Below are 24,959 nucleotides of genomic sequence, written 5' to 3' on the forward strand. Positions count from 1 at the left end.
ATAACATGACCACCACACTCTCCAAACCACGTTCGACGCTGCTGATCACCGCCGCGATACTGGTCCTGATCGGCGCCGCCGGCTGGGCCCTGACCAATCACAAGGCCGGCGCTGCGGCACCGCCGAGCACCGTTGCCAATGCCGTCTCGGTAAGCACGACGACAGTCAAACAGGAAGATGTTCCGATGTATCTGTCGGGCGTTGGCACTGTCACCTCGAATGCCAGCGTCACGGTCAAAGCACGCATCGACGGCCAGCTCGACAAGGTCGGCTTTGTCGAAGGGCAGGATGTCAAAGCCGGGCAACTGCTGGCGCAACTCGATCCGCGTACCTTGCAGGCACAACTGCAGCAGGCCATCGCGCAAAAGGCAAAAGACGCTGCGCAACTAGCCAACGCCAAGCTCGACCTGCAACGCTATACCACGCTGGTGCAGCAAGATGCTGCGACCCAGCAAACGCTGGATGCGCAACGGGCGCAAGTCACCCAGTTGCAAGCTGCGGTGCAATCCGATGAGGCCCAGATCAATTACGCCAAGGTGCAGCTCAGCTTCACCAGCATCCTGGCGCCGATCAGCGGCCGCGTTGGCGCGCGCCTGGTCGACCCGGGCAATATCGTCCATGCCGCCGACACCAACGGCCTGGTGGTGATCAATCAGATCGATCCGATCGCCGTGGTGTTCACGCTGCCGGAAGAAAGCTTCCAGAGCATCAACACCGCCTTGCACAGCAGCCAGAAGCCACTCAGCGTGCACGCCTATGCGCGCAACAGCAGCACCATGCTGTCCCAGGGTAATCTGACTCTGCTGAACAACCAGATCGACACTACTTCCGGCACGGTGCAACTGAAGGGGATATTCCAGAATCCATCGCACGTGCTGTGGCCGGGCCAATACGTCAATGTCAGGCTGGTCCTGGGCGACCGCAAGCAGGCGCTGACAGTGCCGGCTGCAGTGGTGCAGCGCAGCCAGGACGGCACCTATGCTTACGTTGTCAACACCGACAGCACGGTACAGATCCAACCGATCCAAGTGGCCAATATCCAGGACGGCATCGCCGTCATCGATAAGGGTTTGAATCCGGGACAAAGAGTCGTGGTCGACGGCCAATACAAATTAAAACCTGGCATTAAAGTCGTGGAGGATGCGGCGGCGATCGGTACCGGCAACTCTTCCAGCGCAGCCGCCAAAGGAACAGCTGCGGGGGCAAGCAAGTGAGCATTTCCGCCGCATTCATCAAACGCCCTATCGGCACCACGCTGCTCGCCATCGCGATTTTCCTGGTGGGCGCTGCGGTGTGGCCCTTGCTACCAGTAGCACCGTTGCCGCAAGTGGATTTCCCCACCATCCAGGTTTCCGCCAACTTGCCTGGCGGTAGCCCGGAAACCATGGCGTCGAGCGTTGCGCAACCGCTGGAACGACAATTTTCACTGATTGCAGGTTTGTCGCAGATGACCTCAAGCAGTTCGCTCGGCTCTTCGCAAATTACGCTGCAGTTTGACCTCAATCGCAACATTGATGCCGCCGCGCTCGACGTCCAGGCTGCGATCACCGCTGCCAGCGGCCAGTTGCCGGCTAATTTGCCAAGCCCGCCGACCTTCCGCAAGGTCAATCCGGCCGACTCCCCCATCATGGTGATGTCGGTGCAATCGGATGCCTTGCCGCTGATCCAGGTAAATGATTTTGCCGATAATATTCTGGCCCAGCAGATTTCGCAGATTCCTGGTGTTGGCCTGGTCTTTATCGGTGGCGTGCAAAAGCCGGCGGTACGGATCCAGGTTGATCCGACCAAACTGACCGCGGTGGGCATGAGCCTTGAAGATATCCGTGGCGTCATCGCAAATACCACGGTCAACCAGCCAAAGGGAACCATCGACGGCCAAAAGCAAAGTTTCACTGTCTACACAAATGATCAACTGCTGAGCGCTGAACCATGGAACGATATGGTGCTGGCATACAAGAACGGCGCCCGATCCGCGTACGCGACATCGGTGTTGCAGTCGATGCGCCGGAGAACGTCAAGGTCGCCGGCTGGGCGTTTGCTGGTGCAGCAGCGCCGGCCGACAACACGATCATCAACGGCCGCTCGATCGTGCTGGCCATCACCAAGCAGCCTGGCGCCAATGTGATCGAAACCGTGGATCGCATCAAGGCCGCCTTGCCGCGACTGCAGGCAGCCATTCCGCCTACCGTACATATCAACACCCTGATCGACCGCACCCAGACCATCCGCGCTTCAGTGGCTGATGTCGAATTCACGCTGGTACTGACCATTGCTTTGGTGGTCCTGGTGATTTTCCTGTTCTTGCGTAATATCCCAGCCACCCTGATTCCAGCGTCACCGTGCCGCTGGCAATCCTCGGCACCGCCGGCGTCATGTACCTGCTGGGATTCAGCCTGGACAACCTGTCGCTGATGGCACTGACTATCGCGGTCGGCTTCGTGGTCGACGATGCGATCGTCATGCTGGAAAATATCTATCGCTATGTCGAAGAAGGCATGTCGCCGATGGAAGCGGCTTACAAGGGCGCCGGTGAAATCGGCTTTACGATCATCTCGATTTCGGTCTCGCTGGTCGCCGTGTTTATTCCGCTGCTGCTGATGGGTGGCATCGTTGGCCGCCTGTTCCGTGAATTTGCCATTACTGTCACGCTGACGATTGCCGTGTCGGTCGTGATTTCGTTGACGCTGACGCCGATGCTCTGCTCACGCTTCCTGAAACCACATTCGGCCGAATCACATGGCCGCATGTATCAGTTGTTTGAACGTGGCTTCGATGCAATGCTGAATGCCTACAAGCGTGGCCTGCATGTCGTGCTGCGCCATCAGTTCATCACCTTGATGGTGTTCTTCGCCACCATGGCAGCCACCGTCATCCTGTTCATGGTGATTCCGAAGGGCTTCTTCCCGCAGCAGGATACCGGCTTCGTTTTCGGCTTTGCCGAATCAGCGCAGGATTCCTCGTTCGCTTCGATGAACAAACGCATGCTGCAACTGGCAGATATCGTCCGCAAGGATCCGGATGTCACCGGCTTCGGCATGAGCGGCGGCCAGAACACCTTCAACACCGGCAATTTCTATATCAGCCTGAAGCCGAAGGATGAAGGACGCACCGCCAGCGCCGACGAAGTCATCACCCGCCTGCGGCCGCAATTGGCCAAGGTGCAAGGAGTTAACCTGTTCCTGCAGGCGGGCCAGGATATCAACGTCGGTGGTCGTCTATCACGCACCCAATACCAGTACACCCTGACCGACTCCAACCTGAATGAACTGAACGTGTGGGCGCCGAAACTGGTCAATCGTTTCCGCCAACTGCCGCAATTGACCGACGTCGCGTCCGATCAGCAGAACGCCGCGGCATCCGCCAACCTGACCATCGACCGCGCACGCGCCTCCAGCTTTGGCATTACGCCGGCACTGATCGATGCGACGATTTACGATGCGATCGGCCAGCGCCAGGTGACCCAGTATTTCACGCAGATCAACAGCTACCACGTGATCCTGGAAGTCACACCGAAGCTGCAGCAAGATCCGGACTTGTTTCAAAAGCTGTACGTAACATCTCCCGTCACCGGGCAACAAGTGCCGCTATCGACTTTCGTCAGTATCGACACCAGCCAGACGTCGTATTTGTCGATCAGCCATCAGGGCAATTTCCGGCGGTGACCATTTCGTTCAACCTGGCACCGAATGTCGCGCTTGGCCAAGCGGTCGACGCCATCCAGAAAGCACAACAAGAGATGGGGATCCCGCCAACCTTGACTGGCGCTTTCCAGGGCACCGCCAAGGCCTTTGGCGACTCTCTGTCGTCGCAGCCGTACCTGATTGCTGCCGCCCTGGTTGCCGTCTACATTGTGCTGGGCCTGCTGTATGAAAGCTATATCCATCCGCTGACTATCTTGTCGACCTTGCCGTCGGCCGGCGTCGGTGCGCTGCTGATCCTGATGGCCGGCGGTTATGACCTGACCGTGATCGCCCTGATCGGCATCATCCTGCTGATCGGCATCGTCAAGAAAAACGGCATCATGATGATCGACTTTGCGCTGACGGCGGAACGAGAGCATGGCATGAAACCGGAAGAAGCGATTTACCAGGCATGCCTGCTGCGCTTCCGCCCGATCATGATGACCACCATGTGCGCACTGTTGAGCGGCCTGCCGCTGATGTTGGGCCACGGCGCCGGTTCCGAGCTGCGCCGTCCACTGGGTTATGCGATGGTAGGCGGCCTGGTCCTGTCACAGGCGTTGACCTTGTTCACCACGCCGGTTGTGTATCTCTATCTGGACCGCGCCCACTATTGGTATATGCGCCGTAAGGAAGCGCGTCAGGCACGCAAGGCGGCGCGTAAAACAGGAACCGCCACCGCGACAGCAAAAACGACTGAAAACCCATCGCTCATGGTAGATTCGGAATAATAAAATTGGTCATTGCGCCGTCCTGCATGCCTGCGTATCGCTAGCATGCAGGACGGCACATTAGCTCAGGAGACAGGCAATACATGAAAATCCTGATCGTCGAAGATGAATTGAAGACGGCAGACTACCTTTGCAAAGGCTTGACCGAGCAAGGTTGCGTGGTCGATGTCGCGCATGACGGGATAGATGGCCAACACCTGGCGTTGCAGCACGATTACGATGTCATTGTGCTCGACGTCATGCTACCCGGCATGGATGGTTTTTCGGTCTTGCACGGACTGCGCGCAATCAAGCAAACCCCGGTCATCATGCTGACCGCGCGCGACCGCGTCGAAGATCGGATCAAGGGCTTGCAAGGCGGCGCCGACGATTACCTGGTCAAACCGTTTTCTTTCCTCGAATTGCTGGCACGCTTGCAGGCGCTGACGCGGCGTGGCCGTGCGATGGAGCCGGCTCAGTTGCGCATCGCCGATCTGCAGATCGACCTGATCAGCCGTAAGGCCTATCGCGCCAATGTCCGCATCGACCTGACCGCCAAGGAATTTTCACTATTGGCGGTGCTGGCCCGACGGCAAGGCGAAATCCTGTCGAAAACAGCGATCGCCGAACTGGTGTGGGACATGAATTTCGACAGTAATACCAACGTCGTTGAAGTTGCCATCAAACGCTTGCGCGCCAAAATCGACACACCGTTCAGCCCCAAGCTGCTGCATACGATCCGCGGTATGGGCTATGTGCTGGAACCGCGTAGCCTGGAGACGCACGAATGAAACGGTCGATCACGGTACGCCTGGTCGCCATGTTTGCGCTGGCGGCACTACTGATCTTTTCCCTGATCGGCAGTGCGCTGTATGGGGTGCTGCGACGAGAGCTGGCACGCCATCAGCAAGACGAGCTGAATACCCGCTTCCAGGACACCCAATACATGATCGGCCACAACGGCGACCCCAGCCGCTGGCCGCGCGTACAGGCCAAGCTGGATACCCTGAGTCCCGCCGACGGCAGCATCCGCTACTGGGTGCTGGGTGATGATCCACGCTTCCAGTACGGCAAGGGACTGGCCGAAATCGACCAACTGGACCGCAATCCGAACGGCATGAGCACCATGCAGCTGCGCGGCCGCGAATATCCACTGCATGCGATGACCGGCACCATTCCCCCATTTATGGATAGGCCAGCGGTGCGCTTGATTGTTGCCGTCGACGCCGCGCCATACATGCATACCATGCACGCTTTCCTGCTGGCGTTGGTCGGCCTGTCGCTGGTCGGCGTGCTGCTAGTGATGCTGCTGGGCTACTGGATCGCCCAGGTAGGCTTGCGGCCGCTCAAGCAACTGTCCAGTGAAGCGCAGGCGCTCGGTCCGCGCAACTTGTCACAACGCCTGAAGATTTCGCCATTGCCGGATGAGCTCTCGGACCTGACGATTGCCTTCAACGGCGCGCTGGAACGCATGGAAGGTGCATACAACCAGTTGGAGGCCTTTAATGCCGACGTCGCCCATGAATTGCGCACGCCGCTAGCCAACCTGATCGGCGAGACCCAGGTAGCACTGTCACGCCAGCGCACTGCCCCGCACTTCGAAGAAGTCCTGCAATCGAACCTGGAAGAATTGGAACGACTGCGCTCAATCATCAACGACATGCTGTTCCTGGCCCGGGCCGACCAGGGCGAAGCCGCCACCAGCCTGGTGCACGCGTCGATTGCGCAAGAGATCAACAAGACCGTGGAATTCTTTGAGTTTGTACTGGACGAGTCTAAAATGACGGTCAATGTCGACGGCGACATCGGTGCGGAAGCGTCGATTGAAACCTCGCTGTTCCGGCGCGCAATGAGCAACCTGTTGCACAACGCAATCCAGCATTCCAAGCCCGGCGCCGGCATCGTCGTGCGCATCACGCAGCAGCCGGCGGCAATCCAGATTGCCGTATCAAATCCCGGCCAGCCGATTGCAGGCACGCATCTGCCACGGCTATTCGATCGTTTTTATCGCGTCGACGCAGCCCGCAATGACCGTGACCCAAGCCAGTTGCATGGCCACGGACTTGGCTTGGCGATCGTCAAGGCGATTGCCAAGATGCACGGTGGTAGCGTGTTTGCGAATAGCGTCGCAGGACTGACGACAATAGGTTTCAGCATCCCTGCCGGCGACGATACGCTTCAACAAATAAACTGACAGACAGCAGAAAATATATTGCCGACAACCATTGCTGAGCATTAACAGCACGTCGGCAGGACTTCAAAATGATGGGATTTCGGCGTACGAAGAATATCGACACCAAGGAAAGAGGCGAGCCTTGTCTGCGGCACTTGCAGGAAATGGCTGTGGCTGCTTCGTTCCCGACCTGACCAGGTTGACCATGCCACAATGCGCAGGGGCCCGCCGGGGTGAATTGTACCGCATCGCGTCATAACTGGCAGCGCTTTTTTGCATGTGCGCCGCCATTTTCCCCAGAATTCCAGCTCCCGGCAGCGCCAGGAGCACGCTCAGACAGCTATAAGCCCAACTCTTGCCAGATCTGATCGACCCGCGCCTTGACATCGTCAGACATGCTGATGGTACGTCCCCATTCACGGCTGGTTTCACCCGGCCACTTGTTGGTCGCATCGATGCCCATCTTGCTCCCCAGGCCGCTGACCGGCGAAGCAAAATCAAGATAATCGATCGGCGTGTTGTCCACCAAGGTGGTGTCGCGGATCGGATCGACGCGCGTGGTGATCGCCCAGATCACTTCATTCCAGTCGCGAATGTTGACATCCTCATCGACCACGACGATGAACTTGGTATACATGAACTGACGCAGAAAGCTCCAGACTCCGAACATCACCCGCTTGGCATGCCCGGCGTATGCCTTCTTCATCTGCACCACCGCCATGCGATAGCTGCAGCCTTCCGGCGGCAGGTAAAAATCGGTGATTTCGGAAAACTGCTTTTGCAACAATGGGATGAACACCTCGTTCAGCGCCACGCCGAGCACAGCCGGTTCATCCGGCGGTTTACCTGTATACGTAGAGTGATAGATGGGCGACTCCCGCATCGTGATGCGGTCGATGGTGAACACCGGAAACCAGTCCTGCTCATTGTAATAGCCGGTGTGATCGCCGTATGGTCCTTCGAGTGCCATCTCATAGCCGGACGGATGCGACGGATCGGGATTGATATGCCCTTCCAAGACAATCTCGGCCGAAGCCGGCACCCGCAGTTCACTGCCGATAGCCTTGACCAGCTCGGTGCGGCTACCACGCAGCAGGCCTGCGAACTGATATTCCGACAAGCTGTCCGGCACCGGCGTCACCGCACCTAATATAGTAGCGGGATCGGCACCCAGCGCCACCGCCACCGGATAAGGCTTGCCGCCGGTCGCCAGCGCGTGTTCGCGGAAATCCAGCGCGCCGCCGCGATGCGCCAGCCAGCGCATGATCACCTTATTACGCCCCAATACCTGCTGCCGATAAATGCCAAGATTTTGGCGCTTCTTGTGCGGTCCCTTAGTAATTACCAAACCCCAGGTAATCAACGGTGCGACATCTCCCGGCCAGCAGTGCTGGATCGGCAGTTTAGCCAGGTCGACGTCATTGCCCTCCCATACGATGTCTTGACAAGGCGCCGAGCGATGCTCCTTCGGCGCCATGTCCCACAATGATTTCACCAACGTGCCAAGACCAAGAATGTCTTTAAATCCTTTTGGTGGTTCCGGTTCTTTCAGCATCGCCAGCACATGGCCGATGCGGCGCAATTCGCTGACGTCGTCGGCGCCCATGCCAAGCGCAACGCGACGCGGCGTCCCAAATAAATTCCCCAAGACAGGCATTGAATGGCCAACAGGATTTTCAAAAAGGAGCGCCGGGCCGCCCGCCCGCAAAGTGCGATCACAGACCTCCGTCATCTCCAAATAGGGTGAAATCGGTGTCGAAATGCGTTTTAGCTCGCCAATTCGTTCCAATTTGATAATAAAATCACGTAAATCTGAATATTTCATAGGTTTTACATTGTTTCTGAATGTGAAATCAAAATTTGAAGCTTTTGGGCGAAGTGCTTGATTTTATTGGCTTACAGCCCGGATAGACCAGAATCATTAGACACAAAAGTTATTGAATTTTGCTTCTATAGTATTGACTTGATATAAACAGCCCCCTACAATGCGCCCAGCTTGATGAAGTCGCATCGCCCACAAAGCGCATTTTAAGTCGACTCTCAATACTCACGGGATCGGGGTCCCACATGACATTTTAAGGAGTGTTTTCAAAAGGCGTCAGCCTTCTCCCCCGAACAAGTTGTTTGCCTCTGGCACGGCGCTATATACAGCAGCCGGTAGCAGCCATATAAGCGCAAACAACAACGACGTTTGGCATCACGCACATGCAACAGGCATGCGGTGCCGGACGATATTGATTACGGTGCACGCAGCTTAGTATTTTCGCTCCCGCTTTTTTCCTGGAGCCTGCATGCGCCGCGACGATTCAGGAGGTTCAATTGTTAGCAAGATCTACCAGAGCACTATCAAGCTTGGCTGTGCTCGACCGTATCAAGAGTTTCAGCAGTCCCGTCGCCAAAGGCGTAACTTATGCCCGCGACACCATCGGCGGCGTCATCGCCACCACACGCATCACAGTACTGTTTAGTGGCTTGCTGGCCGTTATCGCTGCAACCACCCTGATGATCAAGCCGGAACTGGCCTACACGATTCAAAGCCTGCCTTTGTTTGCCGACCAGTCGCAACAGAAAATTGCTCCGCAAGCAGCGCCGCAAATTGCAAGTCAGCCAAGTACCGATGTCAAGAGCACGACAAGCCTGACCGTACCGGCCCCAGTTGTGGCCAGCACCAATCATTTGGTGCATATGGACAGTCTGGTCAACAAATCGATCAAGCCGGTCGACAGTTCGCGCCAGCAGCAATGGGTGACTAATTGGTTATCCAAGCGCTATCGCGTGGCTGGCGACGCCACCAACATGTTTGTGACGACCGCCTACAAAACAGCGCGTGAAACCAAACTGGATCCGCTGCTGATCTTGGCGGTGATGGCGATCGAGTCCGGCCTGAATCCATTTGCCGAAAGCCCGGTCGGCGCACAAGGCCTGATGCAAGTCATGTCGAAAGTGCATGAAGACAAATTCGAGAGCCTGGGTGGCATCAAGGCAGCACTGAATCCAACCGCCAATATCAAGGTTGGTTCGATGATCCTGAGGGATTATGTAGTTCAAGGCGGCTCGGTTGAAGCTGGTCTGAAACGTTACGTCGGCGCAGCTGCGTTTGCCAATGATGGCGGCTACGGCTACAAGGTATTGGCTGAATATCGCCGCCTGCAGGACGTCGCTACCGGCAAGAACGTGCCTTCATCCGGCTCTTCGGCGCCAATCGCTACGCCCAAGCCGCGTCCGATTCAAGCTGTAGCCCCGGTTGACGCCAGTGCGACGCCGCCCGAGGCGGCACTGAGCGTACCTGATGCCATTGACCATTCGGTCCAGCAATCAAGCAACAAGCAATTCAACGCGCAACCAATGACCTGAATTGAATGACAGTAAAAGAAAAAAGAGCCGGTATGCCGGCTCTTTTTTTTCATCTGCCTTACGAACCAGCGGTTTCCGCGATAGTACAAGGCATCAACAAATGTTCTGCCGCAAAGAAGACGCGTCGGGTAGCCACCCAAGAAAGCTCGTCCTGACGTAACAACAGGAGCACAAGGCTCCTGTTCTGTTACAACGCTCAGACAATACCAGCTGCTGGCTACTCGCCCAAGTAAGCTGCCTTGACCTTCGGATCATTCAGCATGTCCTTGGCGTTACCGCTCATCGTCAACAGGCCGGAATCCATCACGTAGGCACGGTGCGCAGCTTCCAATGCCAGCTTGGCGTTCTGCTCGACCAGCAGGATCGTGATGCCCTGGGCCGATACACTACGGATTACCTCGAAGATCTTTTCCACCATGATCGGCGACAAGCCCATCGACGGCTCATCCAGCAACAGCAGCTTTGGATGGCTCATCAAGGCCCTGGCCATGGCCAACATCTGCTGTTCGCCACCGGACAGGGTGCCGGCCATTTGAGCGGCCCGTTCCTTCAGGCGTGGAAACACACCAAACCACTTGTCGACATCCGCCGCGATGCCGGCCTTGTCATTGCGTGTGTAGGCGCCCATCAGCAGGTTTTCCATGATGCTCATGCGCGTAAACACGCCGCGCCTTCCGGCACCATGGCCAGCTTTTGCTTGACCAGGCTGAACGAGGTGTGCCCCTTGGTGTGCTCCCCCATATAGTGCATCTCGCCTTCGACTTTGCATTGCGGCAAAGTACCGGTGATAGCTTTCAGCGTGGTGGTCTTGCCGGCGCCGTTGGCGCCGATCAACGTGACCAACTCGCCGTCATTGACTTCCAGGCTAACGCCCTTGACCGCCTGAATGCCGCCGTAAGCGACTTTCAGGTTGCTGATTTTCAGGATATTGGTTGCCATCAGTGACCACCTCCCAGATAGGCTTCAATCACAGCCGGATTCTTCTGGATTTCGGCAGGCAGCCCTTCCGCAATCGGCTTGCCATAATCAAGTACGGTCAGGCGATCGCACAAGCCCATCATCAGCTTGACATCGTGTTCGATCAGCAAAATGGTTTTTCCTTCATTCTTGATTTTGACCAACAGCTCGCGCAGGGCCAGTTTTTCGGTTGCGTTCATGCCAGCCGCAGGTTCGTCCAACGCCAGCAACTGCGGCTCGGTCGCCAGTGCACGGGCGATTTCCAGGCGCCGCTGATCACCGTATGACAGATGGCGCGCAGTGCGATCGCCAAAACGGCCAATGCCGACGAAATCCAGCAGCTCCTGGGAACGCCTGCGAATCGCTGCCTCTTCCGCGCGCGCCGCCTTATGGCGGAACACCGCGCCGAACACGCCCTGACGGGTACGCACGTGGCAACCGACCATGACGTTTTCCAGTACGGTCATCTCGCCGAACAGGCGGATGTTCTGGAATGTGCGAGCGATTCCCGCTTTCGCCACTTCATGCGGCGCCGAGGGCGAATACGGTTTACCGGCCAGTTCGAAAGTGCCAGTATCGGCCTGATACAGACCCGTGATTACGTTGAAAAAAGTCGTCTTGCCAGCCCCGTTCGGCCCGATCAGGCCGTAGATCTGCCCTTTCAGGATCTGGATGTTGACTTCCGACAGGGCCTGCAAGCCGCCAAATCGCTTATTGACGCCGGAGATGCTCAGAATTGTAGGTGCGCTCATGTGATCTCCTTATGCCTCTACCACGCCGGTTGCCAGCGCAGGTTTATCGATATCGGCATCCGGCCGATCCTCGTGCTTGGGCGCAGGCCACAAACCAGCAGGGCGAGTCAGCATGATGACCACCATCGCCAGGCCGTACAGCAACTGGCGCAACACTTCCGCATCGATCAGCACCTTGCCGAACATCGCCATCTGCATCGGCTCCACGGTATGGCGCAACACTTCCGGCAATGCCGCCAGCAGGATGCCGCCCAGCACGACGCCTGGGATATGCCCCATGCCGCCCAGCACCACCATCGCCAACACCGCGATCGATTCGGTCAGCGAAAACGATTCCGGCGACACAAAGCCCTGGAACGATGCAAACATCGCGCCGGCGATACCGCCGAACGAAGCGCCCATGGAAAACGCCAGCAACTTCATGTTGCGGGTATTGATGCCCATCGCCTTGGCAGCGATTTCATCTTCGCGGATCGCCACCCAGGCGCGGCCCAGTCGTGAATTCTGCAAGCGGATCGAGATGAAGATGATCGCTATGCACAGCACCAGGAACAGGAAGTAGTAGGCGTTCACCGAAGGCATGCCGAAGCCGCCGAAATACACGGTTGCATTGGAGCCGCGCTCACCGGCCAGCGAAACGCCGAAGATGCGGATCGGATCGATCAGGTTGATCCCTTGCGGACCGTTGGTGATATTCACCGGCGCGTTCAGGTTGTTCATGAAGATCCGGATGATTTCACCGAAGCCCAGGGTCACGATAGCCAGGTAGTCGCCGCGCAGCTTGAGCGTAGGAGCACCGAGGATGGCCCCGAACATGCCAGCTAACGCCGCACCCAGCGGTACGATGACCCACAATGACAAGTGGATGCCGTTCTGCACAATTTCCGGGCCACAGATCATGACAAGGAAATTACCGATAGCGGGATAAGTATTGACGAAAGATTCCAGCACTGAGGCAAACTGCGGCGATGCCAGCAAGCCAGTCATGTAGGCGCCGATTGCATAGAAAGCGATGTAGCCCAGATCCAGCAGGCCGGCGAAACCGACCACGATGTTGAGACCCAGCGCCAGCATGATATAGAGCAACGCGAAGTCCATGATGCGCACCCAGGAATTGCCGAAATTGGCGGCAATGAACGGGAAGATCATGAACAGGATCGTCAAGGCGACCAGGCTGGTGTAAGCCTTGGTCGGGTTCTTTTTGGTGTCGAAGAAATTAGCCATATGTCCTCCCCGATCAGGCGCGGTCAGCCACACGCTCGCCCATGATGCCGGACGGACGCAAGGTCAAGACGATAATCAGGACGATGAATGCAAAGATATCCTGATAGTTGCTGCCAAAGAAATTGCCGGTCAGGTCGCCGATATAGCCAGCGCCCAGGCTTTCAATCAGGCCGAGCAGGATACCGCCCAGCATGGCGCCGTAGATATTGCCGATACCGCCGAGAACCGCGGCCGAGAAGGCCTTCAGGCCGGGCACGAAGCCCATCGCAAACTGGGCCGACGAATAGTTGGCGCCCCACATTACCCCGGCGACTGCAGCCAACGCCGCGCCGATGGCGAAGGTCATCACGATGACGCGATTCGAATCGACGCCCATCAGGCCCGCAACGCGCGGATTCTCAGCAGTGGCGCGCATCGCACGCCCCATCTTGGTCTTTTCCACCAGCAGCACAAGGCCAAACATCGAGGCGGCAGCCAACACCAGCAGCATGATCTGGGTAGGTGAAATCAGGGCGCCGAAGATATGTACCGGATCAGAAGGCATGACCTGCGGGACCGGCAGCGGGCTGCGGCCCCAGATCATCATGGCAAAAGTCTGCAGCAAAATGGAAACGCCGATCGCAGTGATCAGCGGCGCCAGCCGCGGCGCATTGCGCAGGGGGCGATAAGCGACCCGCTCAATGATCAGGCTGACGATAACGCAGATTGGAATCGCGCCAATGATAGCGATGACGAGCTGGACAATCCCAGGCAGGCCGGGCGCAACATGCTGCAACAGCTTGAGGATCGACAGGCCAACCATCGCCCCGATCATCAAAATGTCGCCATGAGCGAAGTTAATCAGGTTCAGCACGCCATATACCATCGTATAACCGAGGGCAATCAACGCATACATGCTTCCCAGCACCAAGCCGTTGATAACTTGTTGGATAAAGATATCCATAATTTCCTTGTTCTATATGTGGTTCGGTTCAAATCGGTCAGAACACTATTGCGACCATATCAGAGGCAGCACAGCAAAAATCATTCCCGATACAAAAACGGCACCCTGGATAATGTCCTAGTGCCGTTGGGAGACGCCTCCCCGCTTAGCTGGAAAGGTAGTTTGGCAATGCGCGAATAGCCGGGATGAGAGGAATGAACTGGTTACACATATTTATTGTCTCCTATACGTCTTTCTGAAAAAACGTTTTTATCTTAAAGCACCTTGTCTCAAGGACAATGCACCATTACCGTGCAGATTATAGCTAGCGTTGAGCAATAAGTAACCCTGACGGCACTGCAATATTACCTCTCCGTTCAGGGTTCGCACAGAGTTTTACAATCAAACGACAGCGCCGCAATAATAGCTAGGAAAACAAAAAACTATCGATGGAAAAGTCGAGATTCTTCTAAATATAATTTCGCCCCAAGATGAAGCAGCACGCTGCCATCCTGACGAAATCCGACAGACAAGAAGTCACATCAATTAAGTGTTTGCTTATGGCAATCCGCCAGCCAATACCTAAACTACGGCATTGTCGGCAAATTGCCAGGCCATTCCACCATCCGGGAGATCAAGCGCGCGCCAAGCCTTTCGGCATCGGGAAAGTGACGTTTTCTTCAGCGCCGTCAAGAGTGCGTACGCTTTTGACGCCACACTCCTTCAAACGGTCGATGACAGCCTGCACCAGGATCTCCGGTGCAGAGGCGCCGGCGGTGACGCCGATGCGGGTTTTTCCTTGCAGCCAGGCAGGATCAATCTGCTCGGCATTGTCCACCATATGGGCTGCGGTGCCCATCTTTTCCGCCACTTCGCGCAGGCGATTGGAATTCGAACTGTTCGGACTGCCCACCACAATCACCATTTCGACCTGAGGCGCCATGAATTTGACTGCCTGCTGGCGATTAGTGGTGGCGTAGCAGATATCGCCCTTTTTGGGTTCCGTAATGGCCGGAAACTTACTCTTCAGCGCCGCAATCACGTCGGCCGTATCGTCGACCGACAAGGTGGTCTGCGATACATAGGACAGCAATTCAGGGTTGGCAACCTGCAGTTGTTCGACATCGTCGACCGTCTCAACCAGATGCATGCCACCCTCGGTCTGCCCCATGGTGCCCTCCACCTCAGGATGCCCTGATGGCCAATCATGACGATTTCGCGTCCCTCGCGGCGCATCTTGGCGACTTCCATGTGTACCTTGGTGACCAACGGGCAAGTTGCGTCGAACACTTTCAGGCCGCGCACCTCAGCTTCTTCCTGCACCGCCTTGGAGACGCCATGCGCCGAAAAAATGACGGTATTCCCAGCCGGAACGTCCGCCAATTCCTCGATGAAAATGGCGCCCTTGTTGCGCAAGTCAGCAACCACATAGGCGTTGTGGACGATTTCATGACGCACATAAATCGGAGCGCCGAACTGTTCCAGCGCACGCTCGACGATTTCAATTGCACGATCAACCCCGGCGCAAAAACCACGAGGCTGCGCCAGCAGAATCTCTTTTTCCATATCCGTATTCCTCATGCTGCGATCTAAGCCGCAAATTACAAAATGCCGATGATCTTTACTTCAAACTGCACCGGTTGGCCAGCCAGCGGATGATTAAAATCGAACAAGGCGCCTTGCTCATCAATCTCTCGCAGCACACCGGCAAACTGACCGCCGCCTGGCGCCGCAAATTCCACCAGGTCACCAACACGATACTCTTCTCCCAGTTGAGAATTCTGACGCAAGGTGGCACGTGATACGCGCTGGATCAATTCCGGATTGCGCGGACCGAAAGCCTGCTCTGGCGGTAGCTCGAAGGTGCGGTGCGTGCCTTCCGGCAGACCCAGCAAGCAGGCCTCCAGAAACGGCGCCAATTGCCCCATGCCGAACTGCAGTGTGGCCGGCGACTCTTTGAAGGTACTGACAATGTCTTCACCATCCTGCGATGCCAGGCGATAGTGCAAGGTTAAGTAAGATGCTTCGGTGACGACTGGAAGGGATGAATTAGGCATAAACACTATTGGCAAAAAATCAATTGTAGATCTGAAGGTGTTATTGTAAGCCACCTTCGCTCATATAACGCGATCGACAAGTCGACACGCTAGCAATCACACCATGGCAATTACCGATTGGCCCACAGATCAACGACCACGCGAACGCTTGCTCAAGCACGGCCCCCAAGCGCTTTCCGACGCAGAACTCCTCGCTGTGTTCCTGCGCGTGGGAGTGGCCGGCAAAAGCGCGGTAGACCTGGGGCGCGAAATGACCCTGCACTTCGGCTCGCTGAATGGCCTGTTTTCCGCTTCGCTCAGCGACTTCTCCGCCATCAACGGTCTCGGTCCGGCTAAATTTGCTCAACTGCAAGCTGTGCTTGAGCTGGGCAGGCGCTCGCTTGCGGAAGAGCTTGAAAACGGCAACAGCTTCAACTCGCCCGCTGCTGTGAAGCAATACTTGCAGCTCCAGCTGATGAACAAGGCGCATGAGTCTTTTCTTGTTTTGTTCCTGGATGTCAAGAATCGACTGATCTGCGCAGATGAATTGTTTCGCGGCACCCTGTCGCACACCAGTGTTTATCCGCGCGAAGTGGTCAAAGCCGCACTTTCGCACAACGCCGCCAGCGTGATGCTGGCCCACAACCACCCCTCCGGCACCATGGAGCCGAGCAGCGCCGACTTCAGCTTGACCCATACCCTGAAACAGGCGCTGGATCTGGTTGGCGTTCGTGTACTAGACCATTTCATCGTGGCAGGAACACGGGTTTATTCATTCGCAGAGCACGGCCAACTATGAAATACGCACACACCTCGAATTGTTAAATACAACAAAAATAAAAAGACACAATTGTTTTTCGCAAGTCATTGAAAAATCTCATTTTTTTATATATACTCTCCTTTTTTCCAGTTTCGGAAATCTTTTAGGAGTAAAAACATGGCACGTGTCTGCCAAGTCACCGGGAAGGGGCCGATGGTCGGCAACAACGTTTCCCATGCAAACAACAAGACGAAACGTCGCTTTTTGCCTAACTTGCAAAATCGCCGCATTTTCGTTGAGTCTGAAAATCGCTGGGTCTCCCTGCGCTTGTCCAACGCCGGTCTGCGTGTAATCGACAAAATCGGCATCGATGCCGTGTTGGCCGATTTGCGCGCTCGTGGCGAAAAAGTCTAACTAGCAGAATAAAGGAAGAATCATGGCGAAATCAGGCCGCGACAAAATCAAGCTGGAATCGACCGCAGGTACTGGTCATTTCTACACAACGACAAAGAACAAGCGTACGACGCCGGAAAAAATGTCGATCATGAAATTTGATCCGAAGGCACGTAAGCATGTTGAATACAAAGAGACCAAGATCAAGTAATTGATCTTTCTCTAAAAGGCCCCGCACGACAATCGTCCTGTGGGGCTTTTTTACGCCTACCGCTTCTGCTGCTCGCAAAAACGACCAGCAAGCAAACATCACGCGACACCTGCATATTCATTGATCACGACGTCACCTTCTGCCATGCCGCTCATGTAAGCCAATCACGCCAGCAGGAATTTATCTCAAGGCGAAAAAAAACGGCCTCGATATGATCGAAGGCCGTTTCATTGAAGAGCGAGCTCTATCAGGAATAACTACGCAAGCGCAGCGAGAAATCCTGCAACGACTTGATGCCGGACGCTTCGGCGCGTGCGCACCAGTCTTGCAATTGATGCAGCAACTGATCACGCGTGAAATGCGAACGCTCCCAGATTGCACCCAACTCAACCCGCATTTCATGCATGGTTTGCAGTGCCTTGCTGTGCAAGAACAGTTCTGTCAGCTGCTGTTTCTGCGGCGCTTCCAGTTTGGTCGGCTCACGTTGCAAGAGTTTCTTAGATGACTTCAGGAAACCGGCTCCCAGCTTGGCTTTGTCGGTCAGATGACCGCGCTCTTCCTGCCATGCACTCTTCAGCGATTTCGCATACTTGGCCATCACGTCATAACGATTCGCGATCACCGATTGCAGCGTGTCCAGATCCGGCACCAGTTTGGCGTGATTGAACTTGGGGGCCGGTGCAATTTTCTTGACCTTGGCCAGGCCACAGATTTCCAGAATACGAATATACATCCAGCCGATATCGAACTCATACCACTTCGACGACAATTTGGCCGAGGTGCCGAAAGTGTGGTGGTTGTTGTGCAATTCTTCACCGCCGATGATGATACCGAACGGAATGATGTTGGTCGCGGCGTCGTTACAATCGTAGTTGCGGTAGCCCCAATAATGACCGATACCATTGATGATGCCGGCGGCAGTGATCGGGATCCAAACCATTTGCACAGCCCAGACAGTAATGCCGATAACACCGAACAGCATGATATCGATAATCATCATCGCCACAATGCCCCAGGCGCTGTGTTTGGTGTAGAGATTTTTCTCGATCCAGTCGTCAGGCGTACCATGGCCGAATTTTTCCATGGTTTCCAGGTTTTTCGATTCTGCGCGATACAGCTCAGCGCCTTCCCAGAATACCTTCTTGATGCCGCGCGTGACCGGGCTATGCGGATCTTCCTCGGTGTCGCACTTGGCGTGGTGCTTACGATGGATGGATGCCCACTCCTTGGTCACCATACCGGTCGTCAGCCACAGCCAGAACCGGAAGAAATGGCTAGGAATCGGGTGCAGATCGAGGGCGCGATGCGCCTGGCAGCGATGCAGGTAAATAGTCACCGCAGCGATCGTGATGTGTGTCACGACCAGCGTGAACACCACGACCTGCCAAGCGCTAGCACCTGTTACGCCATTCGACAGAAAATCGAGAATTGCATTGAACACTAGTAGTACTCCATGTGTAGAGATTACGTCACTGCCTTATTTTGCAGTGCAATACGGGTAAGTTGACGGGTAGTTACCGAACATTTACCCGAATTTCGCCTGCAATTGTACCCTCTTTATTGACTGTTTTTGGAATTAGGCCGATCTTGCGGGCTATCTATATGCGAATCCTGTTGCGAATCGGCCCCAAAATTACCTTCGTGCAATACTTTAATATCCCGTTTTACCTGAGCAATCTTGATTTGTTTGTCTTGCAGCACCCGCCAGATGGCGCGGTTAACATCAGACAACACGTTGAGCCGGCCGTTCTCAGGATCGGTAATCCAGAAGCCTACTTCTAGCTCTAACCCGTCCGACCCAATCTTCAGCAGCAATGCCTGCGGCAATACCTCGTGCGAGACACGATTGACGGCAATCGTTGCTTGCTCCAGAAGCAACAAAATGCTTTCGATGTCATCCTGATAAATGATGGTCACCTGAGTCGATAGACGCAGGACGCGGTTGGTCAGCGAATAATTCTGGACCGAATTGATCATGAAGATTTCATTCGGTACAACCGTATCGATCCCATCCAGGCCTTGCAGCACTGTGTAGCGGCTATTGATCTGCGTCACTTTGCCGTAAAAAGTACCGACCGCGACCATGTCGCCGATGGCTAGGCTGCGTTCGAGCAGGATGACGAAGCCGGACACATAGCTGCTAGCGATCTTTTGCAAGCCCAAACCGATGGCCACACCTAGGGCGCCGCCAAATACCGACAACACAGTCAGGTCAATCCCGACCAGCGACAAGCTGAGCAAGATCGCAACCAGGATCAGGAATGCCCGCGCCATGCGCGCCACCACGGTCCGGATCGACGAATGCATGGTGTTCATGCGCATCAAGCGCTCTTCAATGGTCGCGCCTGCCCACAGCGCAATCACCAGGGTCACCAACACCGATACCAGCGCCTGCATGATCGCCAGCAGCGACACCTTGTAGCGGCCGATCGGCAGCACTGTGCCATCGAGGTAATCGACCAGATCTGGCCACAAGCCGCTGATATATAGCAGCAGGCCGATCCAGACCAGCACGCCGAAAGTCTTTTCAAACAGCAGCAGGAATGTGCCGACACCAGTATTACGCGCAAAAATCCGGCGCAGCACATAAAACACGAAGCGCATCAGCGCCAGCGACGCAACCAGCGGGATAACCAGGCGCAATAGATTGACCGGCTGGTGCAGCCTTTGCATCAGCAACTTGACGAGTATCAGCAGCAACAGGGTCAGAACTGGCGTCAGTACCTTGGCAAAACTGCCCAGCCCGATTTGCATTGCCGGCGGCTGCACCGCATTGACTGTAAACACGCGACGCAATACGCGGGCCAGCAACCAGCCAAGACAAATGCTGAGCAACAGCAAGCCGACCTGCTCAAGCAAGCCCGGCGCCCGCAAGTTACTGAGCAAACTGGCGACAAGGTCAGTAAAAATATCCGGCATCAATATCTCTATATGGCTAACGCAACTACTTTGGCGGCTAGCCAAAGTAGTTGCCGGTAAAGCCCATCACCGTGGAACCGCGTAGTACACATGCTCAGCGATAGATCGCGCAGGAGAGCAAGTCGTCTGTCGGCTCCCATATTCGAACCATCAGGAATATCCATACCGGTTCGGGAAAACTTGATCAATCGTTACTTGCGCACGAATACTGCGGCAAAGAAACCATCGGTTTGATGCTGATGCGGCAGCAGCTTCAGATAATCGCCCATTTCCAGGGGTATCTTTTGTTCAGCTAACACATCTTTCATCGGCACCAAGGAAAAGTCTTCATGGCTTGCCAGGAACTGCGCAGCAATCGCCTCGTTTTCTTCATCAAGCAAACTGCAAGTGCCGTACACCAGGCGGCCGCCGGATTTCACCAGACGCGCGGCGCTCGACAAGATCGCAATTTGCTTGACGTTCATCTCGGCAATTGCTTCCGGCGTCTGACGCCATTTGACGTCAGGATTGCGGCGCAGGGTTCCGAGACCGCTACAAGGCGCATCCACCAGCACGCGATCGATCTTGCCGGCCAGACGCTTTACCTTGCCGTCATTCTCATGTGCGATCAGCACCGGATGGATATTCGACAAACCGCTACGTGCCATGCGTGGCTTCAGTTTCGCCAGGCGCTTGTCGGACACGTCGAACGCATACAAACGACCTGTGTTGCGCATGGTGGCGCCCAGCGCCAATGTCTTGCCGCCGGCGCCGGCGCAGAAATCGACCACCATTTCGCCACGCTTGGCGCCGACGATTTGCGCCAGCAACTGGCTACCCTCGTCCTGCACTTCGATGGCGCCGCTCTTGAACAGTGGCAGGTTTTGCAATGCCGGCTTCTTGATCACGCGCAAACCCAGCGGCGCGTAAGGTGTTGGTTCACACAGGATCGGCGCTTCCGCCAATGTCGCCACGACTTCTTCACGATTGGCCTTGAGCGAATTGACGCGCAGATCCAGCGGCGCCGGCTGATTCATCGCGTCCGCCAATTGCAATGCGGCCGCTTCGCCATCGCGCGCAACCAGCTTATCGAACAGCCATTGCGGCAGGTTGGAGCGCATCAGCGCCGGCATCAGGCTGCGGTCGATTTCACCGACCCGCGTCAGCCATTCGGTTTCTTCATCGGACAGGCCGCCCAGCGACTCAACGCCGACTGCATCGGCTAGGCCCAGCAAGGTCATGCGGCGCATGGTTGGGCCGTTGCCGGATTCGGCAAAGCTAGTATAGATCGACTTGTTGCGCAACAAGCCGTAGACCGCTTCGGCAATCACGCCGCGCTCGCGCGAACCGAGCTTCGGATGGTCGCGGAAATAGCGCGACAAGGTGCCATCGGCGGGGCCGGTAAAACGTAAAATTTCGCGCAGGACTTCTTCGGTGTGACCGATGATCGCTGGAGGCAATCTCATGGTAGTTCTTTCATAAAAATCTGTTAGTGGGGCCATTGCCCGGGCGGCGGCCGCAGTAGCGGCCCTTCTTCAAACCTGTTCGAAATCTTGCTGCGAGGCCATGGCTGGGGTGCACATATGGCTCAAAAGATTCATATGCTGAATATGTTCCAATTCCAGCCTTGTCCGTTGCCTCGCTGATGCGTTCTGCCTGCGGCTTGCAGACAGCTTCTTGCCTCGCTGGACTCAGTCCTGGCGCCCGGCTTCGCTGTTGCGCACGCGCCCGTCTTCGATGCTGAGCCGGCCTTCGACAAACCAGCGTACCGCGCGCGGATATATCTGATGCTCTTCAACCAGCACGCGCTGCTCCAACGACTGCTCGGTATCGCCTTCCAGTACTGGCACCACGGCCTGCGCCACAATCGGGCCGTGATCCAGCGCGGCGGTGACGAAATGCACGGTCGCGCCATGCACCTTGACCCCGGCCATCAGCGCTTGCCGATGCGTTGCCATGCCTGGAAAACTCGGCAACAGCGACGGATGGATATTGAGCATACGACCAGCATAATGCTCGACAAAGGGGGCAGTCAGGATACGCATGAACCCGGCCAGCACGACCAGATCGGGAGCAAAGCCATCAATCACGACGCGCAGCGCAGCGTCGAACTGCTCACGATCGGGATAGTCTTTACTGGCCACCACAGCTGTTGCAATCCCCTGGCTGGCGGCAAATTTCAAGCCTTCAGCATCGGCCCGGTTGCTCACCACGGCGGCGATTCTGGCTGGCCATTGTTCGGTTTGGGCGGCGCGGACGATGGCTTCCATATTGCTGCCACGCCCGGAAATCAGGATAACAATGCTTCTCATGGCGCGCATTGTACCCGTTGCAACGCCATTTTTGAGTAAAACCGGCGGCAAAATATTGTGACAAGCATCGCCATCCCCCTGATTTGCAACAACAAATCAGGGCAATCAGATATCGAACGACACAAAAAATGCGGGTAAAAAGAGAGGAGGCTCAGTGTTGCGGTTCGCTCTGCCAGACCTGCCGACATTGCAGCATTGCTACTGAAATGAATAGAAAACGCGAAAAGCAACTTTTTTGCCGGCCCAGAAGTCGGCGCTGTCGCGGAACACATCAAGCAATATCTCGCGTGCTTCGCGGTCGAATTTGGGGGTGTTCGGCAATTGTTCGATGACCACGATGAAGCCCGGTTGCGGACCGGCCTTGTAGGCCAGGTCAGTCAGACAGTCTTTCAAGGCGTCAAAATTCTTGCCGAAATGCCTGGGGAAATGAAAAGCCTGGGCGATATTGGCCAACACCTGCTGTTTAGTCGTCGCTTCCGCACAGTATGCATACAGGAAGTGCTGCCCGAGATGGGCAGCTTCCGCCTGCAGGTCGGTCACACGGAAGGCGCGGATGGACTGCACTACATTTGGCGGTACGGTTTTAAACAAACTCATTTTTCCCTCAGCTAGAGCAATGATGGATTGCTGTTATTTTTAAGGACTAGCGCTAGCTCCGCCGGTTTAGCCTGCCCGCCGGCGAAATGCTACGTCAGTCCCGATATCTCAGTCACTCTTGAATGCGTCTGAAAGTTTGATAATGATTGTCAGTATAGTAATACTCGCCAGAAGTCTGAGGGTTTCCACCGGCAATGATCCGGCGCGCCCCGCGATTGCGCGCACGCGGGGTCTTGACCGTGAATTCGTGATAATACCCACGCCGCTGCCTAGGCAGCATTCCCTCGTAATTGCCGAATACCACGCCATCCTTGGCATACGGAAACGGCCCGCCTTGCTTGATAAGGCTTAAGGTATTTTGCGCTTCCTGTGGCAACTGATTGACGGGAACGACATCCTGCGGCAGGGATTCCCGGGCAAAAACCTGAAAAGAAAGCAGCAAACCAAGCAGAAGCAGCGCCCAGTTACGCATCATGGCGGCAATCAAATCCGGGTTTAGACCAAGGAACTGGCATTGGGTTGCGTGACTTTTCATTAATTTAATATTTTCCACATGTATCTGATCTGATACCGTAGGGTAACGTGTTGCTGAAAACGAATCAACCCGTATCATCCGGCGCTTTCCGGGTGTTGCAATATTTGACAATATTGCCAGAATAACCAACCGAAAAAACTACATTGCGGGACGATCTGCAAAGAAATGCACTACCTCGTCGCGACGCTCCAGCGTATCCCGCTGCCCCATACGAATCAACTCACGCGTATAGTCTGACTCGAACAGCAGGTAAGAGGCCAGACCACCGCCACGGCTTTCGGTCGCGCCCAGACCACCGAGCAAGGTGCGAATCGGCAACGGCAGGCTGGCAAAATGCTTGGTGGCGATGTCGTCGATTTGCTCTGACGGAGAAATGATCAGCATTTCAATCGGCTTCAGCGGCGTACGCTCGCGCTGCTCCTCGGTAAGGAACGACAGCGTGTGATTGATCCGCTCCAGGCGTTCGATATCCACCGCGAGGCCGTCCAGGAAAATACTGGATAGCGCGTGACTGGCGATTTGCGCCAGGCTTGGATAGCGGGCAAACACCGGCGCATCCGTTGGCGCTTCCTTGCGACGCCCTGCCCCGACCACCAGCACCTTGCTGGCGCCAAGGTGAATCGCCGGGGAAATTGGCGCCAGCTGGCGCATCGAGCCGTCGCCAAAAAATTCGCGGCGACCATCGCAATAAATCGGGATCGCCGGAAAGATGAAAGGAATCGCCGACGACGCCAGCAAATGTCCGACGCCGATCTGGTCGCGCACCGCGCGGCGCTGGCTGCGCGTCCAGCCCTGAATTTCGACGGCGCTCTGATAGAAGGTGATGTGCTGGCCACCGCTATACGATGACGCAGTGATCGCCAGCGCCTGCAGGGTGCCATTGGCCAGCGCCGCGTCCAGCCGTTCCAGATCAAGCAGCCGGTGCAGCAGCGTAATCAGCGGGGTATTGTCGAGCAGCGAGTTAGGCGGATGCGCATGCCACTTGCGCAACAGCCAGCCGAATGACAGCAACGATAGCCAGCGCGCACCGGAACGCAGCACGCCGAGCGAATCGGCGCGATACACCTGCTCAACCGTAAAATGTTCCCAGACGTCCATCAGTTTCTGTACGCCCAGACCAAAATTATCGACCCGGCAAGCCAGCGCCGTCGCATTGATGGCACCAGCCGAGGTGCCGCAGATGATGTCGAATGGATTGCGCTCCGGCGCCCAGCCCTGCTCGCGCAAGATCGACGCCACCGCATCCATCACGCCGACCTGATACGCTGCGCGCGCGCCGCCGCCGGTCAGGATAAGGCCGGTTTTTTGTGTTGTCTCCATGATGGGTTAGATTAACAGGGAGAACCGGAATTGTGGGAAACCGTGCATAAGAAAAGATAAAAGGGGCAAACCCCTGACGACATCATGCTGCCGCCGAAGCTCACCCCGTCCTGCTGATCCGCCTG

19 protein-coding genes, 1 other RNA gene and 3 pseudogenes are annotated in these 24,959 nt (G+C 56.0%); 8 read left to right on the top strand and 15 right to left on the bottom strand.

Going from position 1 to position 24,959, the window contains the following annotated elements; genetic code table 11:
• Positions 1-5 precede the first annotated feature (5 nt).
• From CAter10_RS15095 to CAter10_RS15110, 4 genes and pseudogenes are all read left to right on the top strand, one after another.
• Positions 6-1,214 (top strand): efflux RND transporter periplasmic adaptor subunit, encoded by a 1,209-nt coding sequence (locus tag CAter10_RS15095; RefSeq protein WP_061534052.1) that lies wholly within the window; start codon positions 6-8, stop codon positions 1,212-1,214.
• A pseudogene (locus CAter10_RS15100) lies at positions 1,211-4,411 on the top strand (efflux RND transporter permease subunit). The gene CAter10_RS15095 and the pseudogene CAter10_RS15100 overlap by 4 nt, the downstream one beginning before the upstream one ends.
• A gap of 83 nt (positions 4,412-4,494) precedes the next feature.
• Positions 4,495-5,181, top strand: a complete 687-nt coding sequence (locus CAter10_RS15105; RefSeq protein WP_061534053.1) for a heavy metal response regulator transcription factor — start codon at positions 4,495-4,497, stop codon at positions 5,179-5,181.
• Complete coding sequence (locus CAter10_RS15110; RefSeq protein ID WP_061534054.1) at positions 5,178-6,584, top strand: heavy metal sensor histidine kinase; 1,407 nt, start codon at positions 5,178-5,180, stop codon at positions 6,582-6,584. The genes CAter10_RS15105 and CAter10_RS15110 overlap by 4 nt, the downstream gene beginning before the upstream one ends.
• Positions 6,585-6,694: 110 nt before the next feature.
• On the opposite strand, the gene ffs is transcribed toward CAter10_RS15110, so the two are convergent.
• Both ffs and ubiD read right to left on the bottom strand, forming a co-directional pair.
• Positions 6,695-6,793: signal recognition particle sRNA small type (gene ffs / locus CAter10_RS15115), an RNA gene on the bottom strand.
• Between the two features lie 110 nt (positions 6,794-6,903).
• Positions 6,904-8,388 carry a 4-hydroxy-3-polyprenylbenzoate decarboxylase gene (ubiD, locus tag CAter10_RS15120; RefSeq protein WP_061534055.1) on the bottom strand — a complete coding sequence of 495 codons (1,485 nt, stop codon included), beginning with the start codon at positions 8,386-8,388 and terminating at the stop codon, positions 6,904-6,906.
• A 494-nt stretch (positions 8,389-8,882) separates the two neighbouring features.
• Here ubiD and CAter10_RS22050 point away from each other — a divergent pair, with 494 nt between their 5' ends.
• Positions 8,883-9,917: a transglycosylase SLT domain-containing protein gene (locus tag CAter10_RS22050; RefSeq protein WP_231878994.1), complete on the top strand. Its 1,035-nt coding sequence runs from the start codon at positions 8,883-8,885 to the stop codon at positions 9,915-9,917.
• Between the two features lie 217 nt (positions 9,918-10,134).
• Here CAter10_RS22050 and CAter10_RS15130 read toward each other — a convergent pair.
• The 6 genes and pseudogenes from CAter10_RS15130 to CAter10_RS15155 all read right to left on the bottom strand — a co-directional run bounded on the left by CAter10_RS15130 (position 10,135) and on the right by CAter10_RS15155 (position 15,829).
• Positions 10,135-10,856: pseudogene (locus CAter10_RS15130) on the bottom strand (ABC transporter ATP-binding protein).
• Positions 10,856-11,626 (bottom strand): ABC transporter ATP-binding protein, encoded by a 771-nt coding sequence (locus CAter10_RS15135; protein ID WP_061534056.1) that lies wholly within the window; start codon positions 11,624-11,626, stop codon positions 10,856-10,858. Before CAter10_RS15135 ends, CAter10_RS15130 begins: the two are co-directional and overlap by 1 nt.
• Positions 11,627-11,635: 9 nt before the next feature.
• Positions 11,636-12,850 (bottom strand): ABC transporter permease subunit, encoded by a 1,215-nt coding sequence (locus tag CAter10_RS15140; RefSeq protein WP_061534057.1) that lies wholly within the window; start codon positions 12,848-12,850, stop codon positions 11,636-11,638.
• 13 nt (positions 12,851-12,863) lie between these two features.
• Positions 12,864-13,793: a branched-chain amino acid ABC transporter permease gene (locus CAter10_RS15145; RefSeq protein ID WP_061534058.1), complete on the bottom strand. Its 930-nt coding sequence runs from the start codon at positions 13,791-13,793 to the stop codon at positions 12,864-12,866.
• A 613-nt stretch (positions 13,794-14,406) separates the two neighbouring features.
• A pseudogene (gene ispH, locus CAter10_RS15150) lies at positions 14,407-15,338 on the bottom strand (4-hydroxy-3-methylbut-2-enyl diphosphate reductase).
• Between the two features lie 35 nt (positions 15,339-15,373).
• Complete coding sequence (locus CAter10_RS15155) at positions 15,374-15,829, bottom strand: FKBP-type peptidyl-prolyl cis-trans isomerase (protein WP_061534059.1); 456 nt, start codon at positions 15,827-15,829, stop codon at positions 15,374-15,376.
• A gap of 103 nt (positions 15,830-15,932) precedes the next feature.
• Here CAter10_RS15155 and radC point away from each other — a divergent pair, with 103 nt between their 5' ends.
• The 3 genes from radC (at position 15,933) to rpmG (ending at position 17,172) form a co-directional block, all read left to right on the top strand.
• Positions 15,933-16,607 carry a RadC family protein gene (gene radC, locus CAter10_RS15160; protein ID WP_061534060.1) on the top strand — a complete coding sequence of 225 codons (675 nt, stop codon included), beginning with the start codon at positions 15,933-15,935 and terminating at the stop codon, positions 16,605-16,607.
• Positions 16,608-16,745: 138 nt separating this feature from the next.
• Positions 16,746-16,982, top strand: coding sequence for a 50S ribosomal protein L28 (rpmB, locus tag CAter10_RS15165; RefSeq protein WP_006463730.1), 237 nt, complete (start codon positions 16,746-16,748; stop codon positions 16,980-16,982).
• Positions 16,983-17,004: 22 nt separating this feature from the next.
• Complete coding sequence (gene rpmG, locus CAter10_RS15170) at positions 17,005-17,172, top strand: 50S ribosomal protein L33 (protein ID WP_014005218.1); 168 nt, start codon at positions 17,005-17,007, stop codon at positions 17,170-17,172.
• Positions 17,173-17,419: 247 nt separating this feature from the next.
• On the opposite strand, the gene CAter10_RS15175 is transcribed toward rpmG, so the two are convergent.
• The 7 genes from CAter10_RS15175 to CAter10_RS15205 all read right to left on the bottom strand — a co-directional run bounded on the left by CAter10_RS15175 (position 17,420) and on the right by CAter10_RS15205 (position 24,834).
• A complete protein-coding gene (locus CAter10_RS15175) occupies positions 17,420-18,613 on the bottom strand; it encodes a DesA family fatty acid desaturase (protein ID WP_061534061.1) in 1,194 nt (397 codons plus the stop codon).
• Positions 18,614-18,729: 116 nt separating this feature from the next.
• Positions 18,730-20,091: a mechanosensitive ion channel family protein gene (locus CAter10_RS15180; protein WP_061534062.1), complete on the bottom strand. Its 1,362-nt coding sequence runs from the start codon at positions 20,089-20,091 to the stop codon at positions 18,730-18,732.
• 191 nt (positions 20,092-20,282) lie between these two features.
• Entirely contained in the window at positions 20,283-21,536 is a 1,254-nt protein-coding gene (locus CAter10_RS15185; protein WP_061534063.1) for an RsmB/NOP family class I SAM-dependent RNA methyltransferase, read from the bottom strand.
• Between the two features lie 225 nt (positions 21,537-21,761).
• Complete coding sequence (gene purN / locus CAter10_RS15190) at positions 21,762-22,391, bottom strand: phosphoribosylglycinamide formyltransferase (RefSeq protein WP_061534064.1); 630 nt, start codon at positions 22,389-22,391, stop codon at positions 21,762-21,764.
• Between the two features lie 189 nt (positions 22,392-22,580).
• Complete coding sequence (locus CAter10_RS15195; protein ID WP_061534065.1) at positions 22,581-22,979, bottom strand: barstar family protein; 399 nt, start codon at positions 22,977-22,979, stop codon at positions 22,581-22,583.
• Positions 22,980-23,091: 112 nt separating this feature from the next.
• On the bottom strand, positions 23,092-23,454 hold the full coding sequence (locus CAter10_RS15200; protein ID WP_061535385.1) for a guanyl-specific ribonuclease: 363 nt from the start codon (positions 23,452-23,454) through the stop codon (positions 23,092-23,094).
• 198 nt (positions 23,455-23,652) lie between these two features.
• On the bottom strand, positions 23,653-24,834 hold the full coding sequence (locus CAter10_RS15205; RefSeq protein ID WP_061534066.1) for a patatin-like phospholipase family protein: 1,182 nt from the start codon (positions 24,832-24,834) through the stop codon (positions 23,653-23,655).
• Positions 24,835-24,959: the final 125 nt, after the last annotated feature.

It is taken from the genome of Collimonas arenae (assembly GCF_001584165.1).
GTDB classification, from domain to species: Bacteria; Pseudomonadota; Gammaproteobacteria; order Burkholderiales; family Burkholderiaceae_D; genus Collimonas; species Collimonas arenae.